The organism is Pseudomonas sp. PA27(2017) (genome assembly GCF_001945445.1).
Lineage (GTDB): Bacteria > Pseudomonadota > Gammaproteobacteria > Pseudomonadales > Pseudomonadaceae > Aquipseudomonas.
In genome coordinates this window covers 20,499-37,018 of record NZ_MSXW01000061.1, presented here as the reverse complement: position 1 = coordinate 37,018, position 16,520 = coordinate 20,499, and the positions used below count along the sequence as shown (strand labels likewise).

Genomic DNA, 16,520 nt, shown 5'->3' with positions numbered 1-16,520 from the left:
CGCCATGAATGCGCCCGTCAAATCCCTGGCCCTGCCGGCCGGCGTCGTCGCCCCCAGTTGGCTCAAACGCCTGTCGAAAAACCTGATGCAGTCGGTGCTGCCGCCGCTGGTGATCACCGCTGCGCTGATGCTCGTCTGGCAACTCTTGTGCAGCGGCGCCAATGCCGCCCTGCCGCCGCCCAGCCAGGTCATCGAAGACACCTGGGAGCTGATCGTCAATCCGTTCTACGACAACGGCGGCACCGATGTCGGCATGGCCTGGCAACTGCTCGCCAGCCTGGAGCGCGTGGCTTACGGCTATGCCCTGGCGGTAGTGGTCGGCGTAGCCCTCGGCGTGCTGGTCGGCCAGTCGACCTGGGCGATGCGCGGCCTCGACCCGCTGTTCCAGATCCTGCGTACCGTGCCACCGCTGGCCTGGCTGCCATTGTCGCTGGCCGGCTTCAAGGACAGCCACCCTTCGGCGCTGTTCGTGATCTTCATCACCGCCATCTGGCCGATCATCATCAATACCTCGGTGGGCATCCGCAACATTCCCGAGGACTACCGCAACGTCGCCAAGGTGCTGCGCCTCAACGGCGTGGAGTACTTCCAAAAGATCATGCTGCCGGCTGCCGCGCCGTACATCTTTTCCGGGCTGCGCATCGGTGTGGGCCTGTCGTGGCTGGCGATCATCGCCGCCGAGATGTTGATCGGCGGTGTGGGTATCGGCTTCTTCATCTGGGATGCGTGGAACGCCTCGCGCATCAGCGACATCATTCTCGCCCTGATCTACGTCGGCGTGGTCGGCTTCGTGCTCGACCGCCTGGTGCTGTTCGTCGGCAATCGCATCACCCGCGGCACATCGGCCTGAGGAGACAGACATGAGCAAGCACTACCTGAGCATCGAGCATGTGGAAAAGTACTTCGAGCGTGACGGCGTCACCTCCCACGTACTGAACCAGATCAACCTCAACGTCGCGCGCGGCGAATACATCTCCATCATCGGCCACTCGGGCTGCGGCAAGTCGACGGTGCTCAATATCGTCGCCGGCCTGACCGATTCCAGCAGCGGTGCGGTGATTCTCGATGGTCGTGAGGTACGTGGCCCTGGCCCGGATCGCAGCCTGGTGTTCCAGAACCACTCGCTGCTGCCCTGGCTGACCGTGCAGGAAAACGTCGCCCTGGCCGTCGACAAGGTGTTCAAGCGCACCAAGAGCAAGGCCGAACGCCGTGACTGGACGCTGCATCATCTGGAGCTGGTGAGCATGGGCCACGCGCTGCACAAGCGGCCCAACGAGATTTCCGGGGGCATGAAGCAACGTGTCGGCATCGCCCGCGCGCTGGCCATGGAACCCAAGGTGCTGCTGCTCGACGAGCCATTCGGCGCGCTGGACGCCCTGACCCGCGCACACCTGCAGGATGAAGTGATGCGCATCCAGAGCGAGCTGCACAACACGGTGATGATGATCACCCACGACGTCGACGAAGCCGTGCTGCTCTCCGACCGCATCGTGATGATGACCAACGGCCCATCGGCGACCATTGGCGAGATCCTCAGCATCGATCTACCGCGCCCGCGCGATCGCATCGCCCTGGCCGATGACCCACGCTACAACGCCTATCGCCACGCGGTACTGAGTTTTCTGCATGAAAAGCAGCGCAAGGTCGAACCCCTGCAACGGCGTTCCGCTGCGACGCAAGAGTCGGTCGACCAGCAGCGCGCACGGGCGTGAAGCGAAGGGCGGTCAGTCCTTGGCGATGCCGGTGATGGTGATGCCGAAGCGTTCTTCGAGCCGCACCGCGGGGGTCTGCTCCTCGTGGGGCTGCTCCTTCGGCTCGAGCGGTTCGAGATTCTCTTGAGCCCATTCGAGCAGCCAGGTCACCGCCTGCTCCAGGCTGGGTTTTTCCTTGGCTTTCACCTTGAGGACTTCGGCAGCTTCGTCTCGGCTATAGGTGATGATCCATCGGCTCATGGCGAGTCTCCAGCAGGTGACGGCACGCAATGCGTGCCCTGATAGAGATGTAGACCTGTCGTCGGTAAACAGTTCGCCCTATAAATATCGGGGAACTTCACCTGCCATGACCACTCAGAAATTACGCATCGATTGATTTCTCCGGGCGCATGAGGCGCCCATTTTTTTGCCTGCGATTTGCCGCAGCGCCCAGCATCGGCGCGTTTTGCGGGCAAAAAACAGACATAAAAAAACCGGGCCGGGCCCGGTTCCTTTCACGCTGCTGCGACCATCAGGCCTTTGGCAGAGTGACGCCAGTCTGGCCCTGGTACTTGCCGCCGCGATCCTTGTAGGACACTTCGCACGCTTCGTCCGACTGCAGGAACAGCATCTGCGCCACGCCTTCGTTGGCGTAGATTTTCGCCGGCAGGTTGGTGGTGTTGGAGAATTCCAGAGTCACGTGGCCTTCCCATTCCGGCTCCAGTGGCGTGACGTTGACGATGATGCCGCAGCGCGCGTAGGTGCTCTTGCCCAGGCAGATGGTCAGCACGTCGCGGGGAATGCGGAAGAACTCCACAGTGCGCGCCAGGGCGAAGGAGTTCGGCGGAATGATGCACACGTCGCTCTTGATGTCGACGAAACTCTTGGCGTCGAAATTCTTCGGATCGACGATGGCCGAATGGATGTTGGTGAACACCTTGAATTCGTCCGCGCAGCGCACGTCGTAGCCGTAGCTGGAAACCCCGTAGGAGATTACCCGGCTGTCGTCCGCGCCGCGCACCTGGCGCTCGACGTAAGGCTCGATCATGCCGTGTTCCTGGGCCATGCGGCGAATCCACTTGTCCGATTTGATGCTCATGGCGGGGCCGTCCTGAAGGTCTTTACGGTGAAAAGTGCACGCATCTTACCGGGCTGAAGAGCTGGGTTCAAAGCCTCTCGACGGCCCGCAGAGACGCCCTTGCGCAGGCGCCGATGCAAGTAAATCGCAGAAAGACTGACAGACCATTCGCACTTCGCGAAAAAAGCGGGTATGGTGATCCACTGTGCTGCATGTGTCACCGCGAATCGCTACATGATGCCTAGATTTCGATCCAAACATCGTCCGACTCCTAGTACTCGTTGCACTCAGTCCCGGCCTGGTTCTATCCAGGGCTGTTAATTATTTAGTTCTTAGGAGACATCACATGTCCAATCGTCAGACTGGCACCGTTAAGTGGTTCAACGATGAAAAAGGCTACGGCTTCATCACCCCGCAATCCGGTGACGACCTGTTCGTACACTTCAAAGCTATCCAGAGCGATGGCTTCAAGAGCCTGAAAGAAGGCCAGCAAGTTTCCTTCGTGGCCACCCGTGGTCAGAAAGGCATGCAAGCTGAGGAAGTTCAGGTTATCTAACCTGCGCTTTCTGCAAAAGAACCCCGCCTAGGCGGGGTTTTTTATATCTGCCATCCCTGGTAGATACCCTTCGGGCCGTCGCAAGCGCCGTTAAAAATTTATCCCGGAAATTTTTTATGCCTGCATTTGATGCAGCAGGCGCACCGTGGCGCGCCTGCGATGACCCTCAGTCGTCGGCAATGACGATGTTCGGCATGCCTTGCGCGCTGTTGGCGCTGGTGGCGATGCGCGCACCGACCATGCGAGCGATCTGCTGGTAGAGCATGGCGATCTGACTTTCAGGGTCGGCAATGGCGGTCGGCCTTCCACCATCGGCCTGTAGGCGGATGGCCATCGACAAGGGCATCGAGGCCAGCAGATCGACACCGAATTGCGCCGCCAGCTTCTCGCCACCGCCCTCGCCGAACAGGTGCTCGGCATGGCCGCAGTTCGAGCAGATGTGCACGGCCATGTTCTCCACCACACCGAGCACGGGAATGTTCACCTTGCGGAACATCTCCACGCCCTTTCTGGCATCGAGCAGCGCCAAGTCCTGCGGCGTGGTGACGATCACTGCGCCCGCCACCGGCACCTTCTGGGCCAGGGTCAGGTGAATGTCACCGGTACCCGGCGGCATGTCGATGATCAGGTAATCGAGATCATTCCAGGCCGTCTGGGTGACCAACTGGATCAGCGCCCCGGAAACCATCGGGCCGCGCCACACCACCGGGGTATTGTCGTCAGTCAGGAAGGCCATCGACATCACCTGTACGCCATGGGCTTCCAGCGGCACGAACCATTTCTGCTCGCGCACCTGGGGGCGCGTGCCTTCGGCGATACCGAACATGATGCCCTGGCTGGGCCCGTAGATATCGGCATCGAGAATGCCCACCCGCGCGCCCTCACGGGCCAGTGCCAACGCCAGGTTGGCCGCGGTGGTGGACTTGCCCACGCCACCCTTGCCGGATGCCACGGCGATCACGTTCTTGACGTTGGCCAGCGCCGGCACCTGGGCCTGCGCCTTGTGGGCGGCGATCACGCAGTCAACCTCGACGCGAGCACTGCGCACGCCTTCGATGTTCTCGATGGCCAACTGCAGCATCTGCGCCCAGCCCTGCTTGAACTGCGCTGCGGCGTAACCCAGTTCGAGCTGCACGCTGACCTGCCCGTCCTGCACGTCGATCCCACGCACGCAGCCGGCGCTGAGCGGATCCTGGTCGAGATGGGGGTCGGTATACTGACGCAATACGGCTTCGACCGCAGCGCGGATATCAGCGCTCATGCTTGGCTCCGGAGATGGCAGAAAAGACGCCTATCCTACCCGAGCCGCACGGTCGATGCAGGCTGGCGACCGGCAGGCCACCAGCCTGCGAGGGTCACTGCACGGGCTGACCCGGCAGCGGCTTGAGGTTCACTTCGACGCGGCGGTTCTGCGCACGCCCTTCGGCGCTGGCGTTGTCGGCGATCGGTTGATCCGGGCCGGCGCCGCGGCTGGACAGGCGCGAGCCGTCGATGCCCTGGGCGGTGAGGTAACTGGTCACGCTCTGCGCACGGCGCTGGGAAAGCGCCATGTTGTGTTGACGCGAACCGGTGCTATCGGTGTAGCCGACGATCTCGATGCTGTTGTTCTGGAACTGCTTGAACGATGTGGCCAGGTTGTTCAGCGGCGCGTAGAAACTCGGGGCGATGTCGGCCGAGTCGGTGGCGAAGGTGATGTTGCCCGGCATGATCAGCTTGATGTCGTCGCCCTGGCGCTGCACTTCCACGCCGGTGCCTTCCATGCTGCGGCGCAGCTCGGCTTCCTGGCGATCGGCGTAGTAACCGTAGCCGGCACCTGCCGCACCGGCCAGCACGGCACCGATGGCGGCGCCCTTGCCGCGATCATCATGATTGATCGCCGCACCAACCGCCGCACCGGCCAGGGCTGCCAGGCCGCCATAGGTCGCGGTGCGGTGGCCGCCACCGCTGGCAGCACCGCCACCAACGTTGTCGTAAGGGTTGTTCGAAGCACAGCCCACCAGAAGGGCCAACGCGGTGGCACAGGCGAGCGGACGTAAAACTGCAGGCATGGTTCATCTCCTTGCTGGGAGCGGAAGGTAATAGTTGGAACCCGCTCGCCCCGCTAAATTCAAGCCGATATCCAGCAAATTTGCCCGCTGGCCGGAACGCGCCCGCTTACTTTATAGTGACCGACCACCCGCCAACCGATGACCGCCTGACAATGTCCCAAGCTCGCCAGATTCTCGTTACCAGCGCCCTTCCCTATGCCAACGGTTCGATCCACCTTGGCCATATGCTCGAGTACATCCAGACCGACATGTGGGTGCGGTTTCAGAAGCTGCGCGGCAATCAGGCCATCTACGTGTGCGCCGACGACGCCCATGGCTCGGCGATCATGCTGCGTGCGGAAAAGGAAGGCATCACCCCTGAGCAGCTGATCGACGGCGTCAAGGCCGAGCACAGCAGCGATTTCGCCGATTTCCTGGTGGACTTCGACAATTTCCATTCCACCCACTCGCCGGAAAACCGCGAGCTGTCGGAGTCGATCTACAAGGCGCTGCGCGACAATGGCCACATCGCCACGCGTTCGGTGACCCAATATTTCGATCCGGAAAAGGGCATGTTCCTGGCCGACCGTTTCATCAAGGGCACCTGCCCGAAATGCGCGACGCCGGACCAGTACGGCGACAACTGCGAGAAATGCGGCGCCACCTACGAGCCCACCGAACTGAAAGATCCGCGTTCGGCGATCTCCGGCGCGGTACCGGTACTGAAGGACTCCAAGCACTTCTTCTTCAAGCTGCCGCAGTTCCAGGAAATGCTTCAGCAGTGGACGCGTAGCGGCACCCTGCAGGAGTCGGTGGCCAACAAGCTCGCCGAATGGCTGGACGGCGGCCTGCACGAGTGGGACATCAGCCGTGATGCACCCTACTTCGGCTTCGAGATTCCCGACGAGCCGGGCAAGTATTTCTACGTCTGGCTGGATGCGCCGATCGGCTACATGGCCAGCTTCAAGAACCTCTGTGCGCGCCGCCCGGAACTGGACTTCGACGCGTTCTGGAACAAGGACTCGAGCGCCGAGGTTTATCACTTCATCGGCAAGGACATCGTCAACTTCCACGCCCTGTTCTGGCCGGCCATGCTCGAAGGTGCCGGCTACCGTAAGCCGACCGCCATCAACGTGCACGGCTACCTGACGGTCAACGGCCAGAAGATGTCCAAGTCGCGCGGCACCTTCATCAAGGCGCGCACCTACCTGGATCATCTGAACCCCGAATACCTGCGTTACTACTACGCCGCCAAGCTGGGCCGCGGCGTCGATGACCTGGACCTGAACCTCGAGGACTTCATCCAGAAGGTTAACTCCGATCTGGTCGGCAAGGTGGTCAATATCGCCAGCCGTTGTGCCGGCTTCATCCACAAGGGCAACGCTGGCCTGCTGGTCGCTGCCAACCCTGAGCCGGAGCTGTGGAACGCTTTCCAGAGCGCCGCGCCAGGCATCGCCGAAGCCTACGAGAGCCGTGACTTCGCCCGCGCCATGCGCGAGATCATGGCCCTGGCCGACCGCGCCAACGCCTGGATCGCCGACAAGGCGCCCTGGTCGCTGGCCAAGCAGGAAGGCAAGGCCGATGAAGTGCAGGCGATCTGCGCCCTGGGCGTCAACCTGTTCCGCCAGCTGGTGATCTTCCTCAAGCCGGTGCTGCCCAACCTGGCGCGCGATGCCGAAGCGTTCCTCAATGTCGCACCGCTGACCTGGGCTGACCTGGCCACGCCACTGGCCAATCACCAGCTCAACCCCTTCACCCCACTGCTCGCACGCATCGAGCCGGCCAAGGTCGAGGCCATGGTCGAAGCGTCCAAGGAAGACCTGGCAGCCGCCGAGGCGCCCTCTGGCAACGGCGAACTGAAGAAGGACCCGCTGGCCGCTGAAATCACCTTCGACGCCTTTGCCGCCGTCGACCTGCGTATCGCGCTTATCGAGAAATGCGAGTTCGTCGAAGGCGCTGACAAGCTGCTGCGCCTGACCCTGGATATCGGCGACGAGAAACGCAACGTGTTCAGCGGCATCAAGAGCGCCTACCCGGACCCGAGCAAGCTCGAGGGCCGCCTGACCCTGTACGTGGCCAACCTGGCCGCGCGCAAGATGAAGTTCGGCGTCTCCGAAGGCATGGTGCTGGCTGCCGGCCCCGGCGGCGAGGAAATCTACCTGCTCAGCCCGGACAGCGGCGCGAAGCCGGGCCAGCGGGTCAAGTAACCTACTCGGAGCAAGGATGCTGACCCTCAAGCCCTGGATTCTCGCCACTGCTCTGGCCCTGACCGGCTGCTCACCTTCCGGTGACGGTCGGCCACCGGCCGGTGCTGCGCTGCTCGGCGAAACAGCTCAGCAGGGCGCCTTTCTCGCTTACGAACACAGCGTCGGCATTCGCCTGCCAGTCCAGCAGGTCGAGCCGCGCCTGGCCGCCGTGCGCGAGGCGTGCAGCAGCCAGCGTTTCGGTCAGTGTGATCTGCTCGCCATCGAGCAGAACCAGGGCGCCTACCAGGCCGCCAGCATCACCGTGCGCATCGCGCCAGCCGGTGTCGAGCCCATGGTCGGCTTTGCCGGCGACGGCGGCGAGTTGCAAAGTCGGCATACGCGCGCCGAAGACCTCGCCCAGGCGGTCAGCGATACCGAGCAGCAACGCCAACGCCTGGAGCGTCAACGCAAGACGCTGCTGCAGTACCAGGCCCGCACCGACCTGAGCGTTAGCGACATGCTCGCCCTGGCCCGCGAGCTGGCCGAGGTGGAAGTGCAATTGGCCGGCAACGCCCAGCAGTCGGCGCAGCAACAACGCCGCCTGACCACCAACTTGCTGACCCTGAGCTTCAACACCGACGGTGAACCGATAGGGCGCCTGGCGCGCATCGGGGCCGCCGCCAGCGGCATGCTCGACAACGCCACCGAGGGTGCCACCGAAGCCATCAGGCTGCTCGGCTACGGTATTCCCTTCGTCATCATCCTGTTCCCGCTCGCCCTGCTGGTCCGCTGGCTATGGCGCAAGGCCAGCCGGGTGCGCCACGGCGCCTGAACCCACGCCTGGGCGGCATTACCCTGTACCGGGCGCTGCGCATGCCGGATAATGCCCGGCTCACGCTTTAGCCAGACCAGCAACACCGATGATCGACTCTCGCCACCTCACCTGTCTGCTCCGTCATGGGCCGTGCCCCTGCCAGCGCGCCTTGGTGCACCCATGAGCAATGCGCTGCGTATCGCGGCCATCGACGCCCTGCTGCCGCAGACGCAATGCGGCAAGTGCGGCCATCCGGGTTGCCTGCCCTACGCCGAAGGCATCGCCGCCGGTGAAGCGATCAACAAATGCCCACCCGGTGGCACTGCGACCATCCATGCCCTGGCAGAGCTGCTTCAGGTACCCGAACTGCCGCTGGCACTGCCTGCCACGCCCGCCCAGGTGGCGGTTATCCGCGAGGCCGAGTGCATCGGCTGCACCAAATGCATCCAGGCCTGCCCGGTAGATGCGATCGTCGGCGCCGCCAAGCTTATGCACACGGTGATCGGCGACGAATGCACGGGCTGCGAGCTGTGCATCGCCCCCTGTCCGGTGGACTGCATCGACCTGATCACCCTGATGCCAGCCGAAGCCGAGGTGCAACGCGCCCGTGCCGAGCAATTCCGCACCCGCCACCAGCATCGCCAGGCCCGCCTGGCACGCAACGATGCCCGGCGCCGCGCAGCTCGTCCGGTACGCCCTGCACAGGCGGAAATGCCCGCCGCCGCGCCCCAGCAGCCTGCTGCCGCCTCCTCTCTGAAGCAGGCGAAGATCGATGCCGCCATGAGCCGCGCTCAATGGCAGAAAACTCTGAAGGCTTATGGCGACTCGCCCAATGATGAGCAGCGCCAGCAACTCACGGCCCTGCAACAGGCGGCCGAGCGCGATCAACAGCGCCTTGCCGAGCTGCAGGCGACGCCCGCACAAAACGCGCCCAGCCCAGGTGAGCAGGCGCTCAAACAGGCCAAGATCGACCTGGCCAGCCACCGCATGGCCCTCAAGGCGGGTGAACGCCGAGGCTTGGACGAGCAGGCCCTGGCGCCGCTGCGCAGCGCCTATGTCGCTGCCCAAGAGGCTCTGCACCTGGCAGAAGCGCACTGCGGCAAGCCAGCGCCCACTCGCACGCTGGTCGACAAGGCCGGGCTCAGCGCGCACATGCGCCAGTTGAAGACCGACCTGGCCTACGCTCGCGCCGAGCTCGGCAAGTTGCAACGCAGCGCCCCCGATGACGCTGCCAAGATACGCGATGCCCAAGAGCGCCTTGCAGCGGCCGAAAGCCGTCTGCAGGCGTACACCAGCGCCAGCTAGAGCGCCACGACAGACCTGATGCCCGACCATGAACGCCGCCAAACGCCTTGAAATCTTCCGCCGCCTGCACGAAGACAACCCCGAGCCCAAGACCGAGCTGGCCTACAGCACGCCCTTCGAACTGCTGATCGCGGTGATTCTCTCCGCCCAGGCCACCGACGTAGGTGTCAACAAGGCCACCGCCAAGCTCTATCCAGTGGCCAACACGCCCGAAGCGATCTTCGCCCTGGGGGTCGACGGCCTGAGCGAATACATCAAGACCATCGGCCTGTACAACAGCAAGGCCAAAAACGTCATCGAAACCTGCCGCATTCTCGTCGAGCAACACGGCAGCCAGGTGCCGGAAACCCGCGAGGCGCTCGAGGCGCTGCCAGGCGTGGGTCGCAAGACTGCCAACGTGGTGCTCAACACCGCCTTTCGCCAGTTGGCCATGGCCGTGGATACGCATATCTTCCGGGTCAGCAACCGCACCGGCATCGCGCCAGGCAAGAACGTGGTGGAAGTCGAGAAGAAGCTGCTCAAGTTCGTACCCAAGGATTTTCTGCTGGACGCGCACCATTGGCTGATCCTGCATGGACGCTACGTATGCCAGGCCCGCAAGCCGCGCTGCGGCAGTTGCCGAATCGAAGACCTGTGCGAATACAAGCAAAAGACCTCGGACGATTGATGCTTGATAGGTTTCTGATATCAGCTGATTGAAAAAATCTTTTTTACTCGCTTCACGTTTGCCCTTATAAGGTCGGCAAATGGCCCCTGTAGCCGGGAGTGAAGCGCATGAGCAACGGCAAAGAAGACCTGGAACTGGACGACGATTTCGTCAGCGAAGAAACAGACAGCAGCGAAGCACCCGTGGAAGTGGCGAAGACCAATCTCACCAAGCGGCGCATCATCGACAACTTCCTCGAGGAGCGACGCCTGCACAAGCAATTGGCCGAATACGATTTCGACCTGTAGCCGGCGCATCGGCCAAGCCCAATGAAAATGCCCGTATCCATGGATACGGGCATTTTGCGTTTCAGGCCTGGCATTCGACGCTCACAGCCCGTCGAGGAAGCGCTCCACATCCAGCGCCGCCATGCAGCCGGCACCAGCCGAGGTGATCGCCTGGCGATAGACGCTGTCAGCCACGTCACCTGCGGCGAATACACCCGCCACGCTAGTCGCCGTGGCATTGCCGTCGCGCCCGCCATTGGTCTGCAGGTAGCCGTCTCTGAGCGCCAGCTGCCCTTCGAACAACGCCGTATTGGGCGTGTGCCCGATGGCCACGAACAGGCCGTCCACGGCCAGGTCGCGGGTTGCGCCGTCATGCTCGCGGATCCGCACGCCGGTTACGCACGAGGCGTCGCCCAGCACTTCGTCCACCTCGGCATTCAGGGCCAGCACGATGCGCCCTTCGGCTACCCGGGCCTGTAGCTTGTTCTGCAGGATCTTCTCGGCGCGAAAGGCGCCGCGGCGGTGGATCAGCGTGACCCGGCTGGCGATGTTTGCCAGGTACAACGCTTCCTCTACGGCGGTGTTGCCGCCGCCCACCACCGCGACTTCACGGTTGCGGTAGAAGAAGCCGTCACAGGTGGCGCACGCCGAGACGCCCTTGCCCATCAACGCCGTTTCGCTGGGCAAGCCGAGATAGCGCGCGCTGGCGCCCGTGGCGATGATCAGCGCATCGCAGGTGTAGGAAATGCTGTCACCCACCAGAGTGAAGGGCCGCGCCGCGAGATCCACGGCCTGGATATGGTCGAAGACGATCTCCGTCTCGAAGCGCTCGGCGTGAGCCTGCATGCGCTGCATGAGCTCGGGGCCGGTCAGGCCATGGGCATCGCCAGGCCAGTTGTCCACTTCGGTGGTGGTGGTCAGTTGCCCGCCGGCCTGCAGGCCGGTGATCAGCAGGGGTTTCAGATTGGCACGGGCGGCGTAAACCGCCGCACTGTAGCCCGCAGGGCCGGAACCGAGAATGATCACGCGGGCGTGTCGGTTACTCGACATCAGAGACTCCTCACAGCGCATCGCTGCAAAAAAGCCGCCATCGGCCGCAAGCGGTCGAACATCGGCGGCTGAACAAGGGACGCGAGCAGACTAGACCGCGCGGCCCGGCCCATGGAAATGCGCTTTGCCAATCCCTCGCATAGCGGTGCGCTATCGCCCTGCCCTGCTTTCACGCGGGCAGCAAAATGGGTAAGGTCGCGCCACGTTCACTTGTTGGAGAGACCTCGATGCGCGCTCCCGTGCTGTCCGGCCCGCAGTACCTCGGCGAAGGCCTGAAACTGGTCATGAGCCCCGGCTTGCGCCTGTTCGTGCTGCTACCGCTGGCGATCAACCTGATCCTGTTCAGCCTGATGATCGGCTTCGCCGTGCAGCAGTTCAGTGGCTGGGTGGACACCTTCATGCCGTCGCTGCCCAGTTGGCTGAGCTTTCTGCAATACATTCTCTGGCCGCTGTTCGTGGTGCTGGTGATTCTGATGGTGTTCTTCACCTTCACCATGCTGGCCAATATCGTCGCCGCCCCCTTCAATGGTTTTCTCGCCGAGAAGGTCGAAGTGGTGGTGCGCGGCCAGGACAACTTTCCACCGTTCAGCTGGGGCGAGCTGATCGCCATGGTGCCGCGCACCCTGGGTCGCGAAGGCCGCAAACTGGCGTACTTCCTGCCACGGGCCGCGGGATTGCTGATCCTGTCGTTCATTCCGGTGGTCAACCTGATCGCAGCGCCGCTGTGGCTGCTGTTCGGCGTGTGGATGATGGCCATCCAGTACATCGACTACCCCGCCGACAACAACAAGGTCAGCTGGCAGGACATGCTTGCCTGGCTGCGCGAGAAACGCTGGCAGTCCCTGGGTTTCGGCGGCATCACCTACGCGGCGCTGCTGGTGCCCTTCGTCAATATCGTGATGATGCCGGCCGCCGTGGCGGGCGCAACGCTGTTCTGGGTACGCGAAGGTGGTGTGAGCGCAGGGGCTGTCACACAAACGCCACGTTGATGTCACAAACACTACATGACGGCAGCCCAGACTGCTGTCATGAGCACTCCCCCGCTATTCATCGCCTTGGTCAGCGAGACCTACAGCCCGGAAATCAACGGGGTGGCCAATACCCTTGGCCACCTGGTCAACGGGCTGCGCGCGCGCGGCCATCGCTTGCAGCTGATCCGCCCGCGGCAGCACCACGATACGCCCGCCGCCAATGACGACGACCTGCTGCTGACCCGCGGCTGGCCGCTGCCCGGCTACCGCGGCCTGCAGTGGGGCCAGTCGGCTCGCCACAAGCTGCTGCGCCTGTGGCGGCGCCAGCGCCCGGATGTGCTGTACATCGCCACCGAAGGCCCGCTGGGCCTGTCTGCCCTGCGCGCGGCGCGGCGCCTGCGAATACCGGTGGTCAGCGGCTTTCACACCAACTTCCAACAGTACACCGGCCATTACGGCATCACCCTGCTGACCCGCCTGCTGACCAACTACCTGCGCTGGTTTCACAACGCCTCGCGCATGACTCTGGTGCCCAGCCTAAGCCAACGCTGCGAGCTGCAACGCCGCGGTTTCGAGCGTCTGGAGCTGCTCGCCCGTGGGGTGGATGCCCAGTTGTTCAACCCGGCGCGGCGTAGCGACGAGCTGCGCCGCAGCTGGGGCCTGGCCGAGCGGGATATCGCCGTGCTGCACGTCGGCCGGCTGGCCGCCGAGAAGAATCTGGATCTTCTGGTCAGTACCTACCAGGCGCTGCAGCGCCAATCCACTGGGCTTAACCTGAGGCTGGTGGTGGTCGGCGACGGCCCACTGCGCGAGAGCCTGCACAAGCAAATGCCGGACGCATTATTCTGCGGGATCCAGCGCGGCGAAACCCTCGCTCAGCACTACGCCAGCGGCGATATCTTCCTTTTTCCGAGCCTCTCGGAAACCTTCGGCAACGTGCTGCTCGAAGCCATGGCATCGGGGCTCGGGGTGGTCGCCTTCGACCAGGCCGCCGCGGCTCAGCATGTCGAGGACGGCCACAATGGCATGCTGGCCAGCGCCGACGATCAGCGCACGTTCGTCGAGGCGGCGACATGGCTGATGGAGAACAGCGAGAACCTGCGTCGGGTTCGCCTCAATGCCCGCCAGCACGCCGCCAGGCAGAGCTGGTCGAGCATCGTCGAAGAGTTCGAACAGCATCTGCACGCGGCGCGGCTGGACAGCGCCGTGCCGAGCGGTGGCCGCAAGCCCGCTCTGGTGATCGAAACCAAACGCGCGAATTGAAGCGATAGAGAGATGACGGGCCGCAGGCAGCGACCCTGCGATCAGGCCAGGGCCTTCTCGATGGCCTGGATCAGTGCCGGATCATCCGGCGCGGTACGCGGCGAGAAACGCGCGAGCACACGGCCATCCTGGCCCACCAGAAACTTCTCGAAATTCCAGGTGATGTCCCCGGGAAACTCCGCGCCCTCACCGGCCAGCAGGCGGTATAGCGGGTGACGGCTGCTGCCGTTGACTTCGAGCTTGCTGCTCAGCGGAAAGGTCACGCCATAGTTCAGGCTGCAGAACTGAGCGATCGCCGCCTCGGCGTCCGGCTCCTGCCCGGCGAACTGGTTACAGGGCACGCCCAGCACGCTGAAACCCTGATCACCGTAAGCCTGCTGCAGGCGTTCGAGGCCTGCATACTGCGGCGTCAGCCCACACTTGGAGGCGACGTTGACCACCAGCACCACCTTGCCCTTGAGCGGAGCCAGCGGCAGCTCCTGGCCGTCCAGTGCGTGCAATGTCAGGTCGTGAAAGGCGCTCATGATGGTGCTCCGGGTAACGCGAAAGGCAGCGAAGAAGAAACGAAAAAGGCGCCTGAAAAGGCGCCTTTTCATGACTGCAGCTTAGCAGCCACGCATGACCATCTGCCAGCAGCGACGAATCGGCTGCCGACATACGGATCAGTGGTGATGACCACCTTCGCCATGGATATGACCATGGGCGATTTCTTCCTGGCTGGCGTCACGCACGTTGACGACCTTGACCGCGAAGTTCAGGCGCTGGCCAGCCAGCGGGTGGTTGCCGTCGACGATCACGTCATCGCCTTCCAGCTCGCGGATGGTGACGATCTGCATGCCGCCGTCCGGGCCGGAGGCGTGGAACTGCATGCCGACTTCCAGCTCGTCGACGCCTTCGAACATCGAGCGGTTCAGGGTGGCGACCAACTCGGCGCTGTATTCGCCGTAGGCTTCTTCGGGCTCGACGGCAACCTTGACTTCGTCACCGGCCTGCTTGCCGACCAGCGCCTTCTCGAGACCGACGATGATGTTGCCGGCACCGTGCAGGTAAACCAGCGGCGCGCCGCCAGCGGAACTATCGATCACCTCACCGGCATCGTTGGTCAGGGTATAGTCGATGGAAACGGCCTTGTTGGCGGCGATCTGCATGGGGCGAACCTTTTGCTCGAGGAAAATGAACGTGTAAGTGTAACCAACGGCGGTGGCGAAAGCGACCCAAGCCCAGACGGGCGGGCCGTATCCGCGGTCGTCGTGGTCGGTTTTGAGCAAGATCATGACGGCTATTGGGTGGCTGTCTTATCTTGTGGCCATACTCAGCACTTACGCCATCAACCGCCCTGGCAAAATCGCCCCTGGGTGCTCGACGCCGCGCAGCGTCAGGCGCGAATCGGCACGAAATTCACCTGTGGCTGGTGTGTCGCAACATCAGCTCCAACGCTTCTGGACGCTAAGGACTTCTGAATGCCCGCACGCAATATTCTGGTGATCAACTGCGGTAGCTCCTCCATCAAGTTCGCCTTGGTCGACCCCGATCAGCAGGCGTTCGCCATCAGCGGGCTGGCGGAGCGGCTTGGCAGCGCCGACGCCGTGCTGCACTGGCAGTTGAGCGGCATCAAGCATAGCCAGGCCATTCCCGGCGATGACCATCGCGCCGCGCTGGCCCATCTGCTGCAGCGGGTGCAGGAGGCCACTGGCGGCCAACTGCACGGCATCGGCCATCGGGTGGTACACGGCGGCGAACACTTCACCAGCGCCCAACGTCTTAACGACGCGGTAATCGCCGCGATTCGCGCCGTCGCGCCCCTGGCGCCGCTGCACAACCCGGCTGGCCTGCTGGGTATCGAGGCGGCTCTGGCGCTGTACCCTGAGCTGCCCCAGGTGGCGGTGTTCGACACGGCCTTCCACCAGAGCCTGCCCGAGCACGCCTTCCGCTACGCGGTGCCGGAGCAGCTGTATCGCGACCACGGCGTGCGCCGTTATGGCTTCCATGGCACCAGCCACCGCTTCGTCAGTGCCAGCGCGGCCGAACTCACCGGCCTGCCGGCGGGCGACAGCGCCTGGCTGGTCGCCCACCTGGGTAATGGCTGCTCGACCTGCGCGGTGGTCAACGGTCAAAGCCGCGACACCAGCATGGGCCTGACGCCGCTCGAGGGCCTGGTGATGGGCACGCGCAGTGGCGACGTCGACCCCAACCTGCACAGCCACCTCTCGCGCACCCTGGGCTGGAGCCTGGAGCAGATCGATCGCATGCTCAACCACGACAGCGGCCTGCTGGGCTTGTCGGGGCTGTCCAACGACATGCGCAGCCTCGAGCAGGCCCGTGAGGAAGGTCATGCCGGTGCCACCCTGGCCATCGAAGTATTCTGCTATCGCCTGGCCAAATCCCTGGCGGCCATGAGCTGCGCCCTGCCGCGCCTGGACGGCCTGATTTTCACCGGCGGCATCGGCGAGAACTCACCGCTGATCCGCAGCAAGACGGTGGCGCACCTGAGCCTGCTCGGCCTCAAGCTCGACGAAGCGGCCAATGCCCGCTGCCTGCGCGGCGTCAGCGGGCCGATCCACGCGGCGGACCATACGCGGGTGCTGGTGGTGCCCACCAACGAAGAGCGCCAGATTGCCCTCGACACCCTCGCGCTGCTCGACTGAA

Annotated in this window: 18 protein-coding genes and 1 pseudogene; 12 read left to right on the top strand and 7 right to left on the bottom strand. The window is 63.6% G+C overall.

The genetic code is table 11. From position 1 onward, the window contains the following. Nucleotides 1–4 precede the first annotated feature (4 nt). Together ntrB and BVH06_RS21670 are read left to right on the top strand one after the other, a co-directional pair. Complete coding sequence (gene ntrB, locus BVH06_RS21675; protein WP_075935439.1) at nt 5–850, top strand: nitrate ABC transporter permease; 846 nt, start codon at nt 5–7, stop codon at nt 848–850. Between the two features lie 10 nt (nt 851–860). Continuing rightward, nucleotides 861–1,712: an ABC transporter ATP-binding protein gene (locus BVH06_RS21670; RefSeq protein WP_075935438.1), complete on the top strand. Its 852-nt coding sequence runs from the start codon at nt 861–863 to the stop codon at nt 1,710–1,712. 12 nt (nt 1,713–1,724) lie between these two features. On the opposite strand, the gene BVH06_RS21665 is transcribed toward BVH06_RS21670, so the two are convergent. Continuing rightward, nucleotides 1,725–1,952, bottom strand: a complete 228-nt coding sequence (locus tag BVH06_RS21665) for a hypothetical protein (protein WP_075931370.1) — start codon at nt 1,950–1,952, stop codon at nt 1,725–1,727. A 271-nt stretch (nt 1,953–2,223) separates the two neighbouring features. Continuing rightward, a complete protein-coding gene (gene dcd, locus BVH06_RS21660) occupies nt 2,224–2,790 on the bottom strand; it encodes a dCTP deaminase (RefSeq protein WP_013792448.1) in 567 nt (188 codons plus the stop codon). Nucleotides 2,791–3,115: 325 nt separating this feature from the next. On the opposite strand from dcd, the gene BVH06_RS21655 reads away from it, so the two are divergent. Further along, on the top strand, nt 3,116–3,325 hold the full coding sequence (locus BVH06_RS21655; RefSeq protein ID WP_003245585.1) for a cold-shock protein: 210 nt from the start codon (nt 3,116–3,118) through the stop codon (nt 3,323–3,325). 166 nt (nt 3,326–3,491) lie between these two features. Here the strand turns inward: BVH06_RS21655 and apbC are convergent, their stop codons facing one another. Together apbC and BVH06_RS21645 are read right to left on the bottom strand one after the other, a co-directional pair. Beyond that, nucleotides 3,492–4,586 (bottom strand): iron-sulfur cluster carrier protein ApbC, encoded by a 1,095-nt coding sequence (gene apbC, locus BVH06_RS21650; RefSeq protein WP_075935437.1) that lies wholly within the window; start codon nt 4,584–4,586, stop codon nt 3,492–3,494. Nucleotides 4,587–4,680: 94 nt separating this feature from the next. Further along, the gene (locus BVH06_RS21645) at nt 4,681–5,373 is read right to left on the bottom strand and encodes an OmpA family protein (RefSeq protein ID WP_075935436.1); all 693 of its coding nucleotides are present in this window, start codon (nt 5,371–5,373) and stop codon (nt 4,681–4,683) included. A 152-nt stretch (nt 5,374–5,525) separates the two neighbouring features. Between BVH06_RS21645 and metG the strand changes: the two genes are divergently transcribed. From metG to BVH06_RS21620, 5 genes and pseudogenes are all read left to right on the top strand, one after another. Beyond that, complete coding sequence (gene metG, locus BVH06_RS21640) at nt 5,526–7,559, top strand: methionine--tRNA ligase (RefSeq protein ID WP_075935435.1); 2,034 nt, start codon at nt 5,526–5,528, stop codon at nt 7,557–7,559. A gap of 16 nt (nt 7,560–7,575) precedes the next feature. Beyond that, nucleotides 7,576–8,370 (top strand): DUF4349 domain-containing protein, encoded by a 795-nt coding sequence (locus tag BVH06_RS21635; RefSeq protein WP_075935434.1) that lies wholly within the window; start codon nt 7,576–7,578, stop codon nt 8,368–8,370. 189 nt (nt 8,371–8,559) lie between these two features. Continuing rightward, nucleotides 8,560–9,657: pseudogene (locus tag BVH06_RS21630) on the top strand (RnfABCDGE type electron transport complex subunit B); the annotation flags it as partial. A gap of 28 nt (nt 9,658–9,685) precedes the next feature. After that, nucleotides 9,686–10,324, top strand: coding sequence for an endonuclease III (nth, locus tag BVH06_RS21625; RefSeq protein WP_075929646.1), 639 nt, complete (start codon nt 9,686–9,688; stop codon nt 10,322–10,324). A 107-nt stretch (nt 10,325–10,431) separates the two neighbouring features. Further along, the gene (locus BVH06_RS21620) at nt 10,432–10,611 is read left to right on the top strand and encodes a PA3496 family putative envelope integrity protein (protein WP_075929647.1); all 180 of its coding nucleotides are present in this window, start codon (nt 10,432–10,434) and stop codon (nt 10,609–10,611) included. A gap of 81 nt (nt 10,612–10,692) precedes the next feature. Here the strand turns inward: BVH06_RS21620 and trxB are convergent, their stop codons facing one another. After that, nucleotides 10,693–11,640, bottom strand: a complete 948-nt coding sequence (gene trxB / locus BVH06_RS21615) for a thioredoxin-disulfide reductase (RefSeq protein ID WP_075935432.1) — start codon at nt 11,638–11,640, stop codon at nt 10,693–10,695. A 227-nt stretch (nt 11,641–11,867) separates the two neighbouring features. Here trxB and cysZ point away from each other — a divergent pair, with 227 nt between their 5' ends. Next, a complete protein-coding gene (cysZ, locus tag BVH06_RS21610) occupies nt 11,868–12,629 on the top strand; it encodes a sulfate transporter CysZ (protein WP_075935431.1) in 762 nt (253 codons plus the stop codon). A gap of 39 nt (nt 12,630–12,668) precedes the next feature. Further along, complete coding sequence (locus tag BVH06_RS21605) at nt 12,669–13,874, top strand: glycosyltransferase family 1 protein (protein WP_075929650.1); 1,206 nt, start codon at nt 12,669–12,671, stop codon at nt 13,872–13,874. A 41-nt stretch (nt 13,875–13,915) separates the two neighbouring features. On the opposite strand, the gene BVH06_RS21600 is transcribed toward BVH06_RS21605, so the two are convergent. Then, complete coding sequence (locus BVH06_RS21600; protein WP_075929651.1) at nt 13,916–14,398, bottom strand: glutathione peroxidase; 483 nt, start codon at nt 14,396–14,398, stop codon at nt 13,916–13,918. A gap of 138 nt (nt 14,399–14,536) precedes the next feature. Continuing rightward, on the bottom strand, nt 14,537–15,022 hold the full coding sequence (locus BVH06_RS21595) for a peptidylprolyl isomerase (protein ID WP_070887949.1): 486 nt from the start codon (nt 15,020–15,022) through the stop codon (nt 14,537–14,539). Here BVH06_RS21595 and BVH06_RS21590 point away from each other — a divergent pair. Then, nucleotides 14,915–15,334 (top strand): DUF3565 domain-containing protein, encoded by a 420-nt coding sequence (locus BVH06_RS21590; RefSeq protein WP_371915312.1) that lies wholly within the window; start codon nt 14,915–14,917, stop codon nt 15,332–15,334. The genes BVH06_RS21595 and BVH06_RS21590 overlap by 108 nt on opposite strands. Further along, nucleotides 15,335–16,519, top strand: a complete 1,185-nt coding sequence (locus BVH06_RS21585; RefSeq protein ID WP_075929653.1) for an acetate kinase — start codon at nt 15,335–15,337, stop codon at nt 16,517–16,519. Nucleotide 16,520 lies beyond the last annotated feature (1 nt).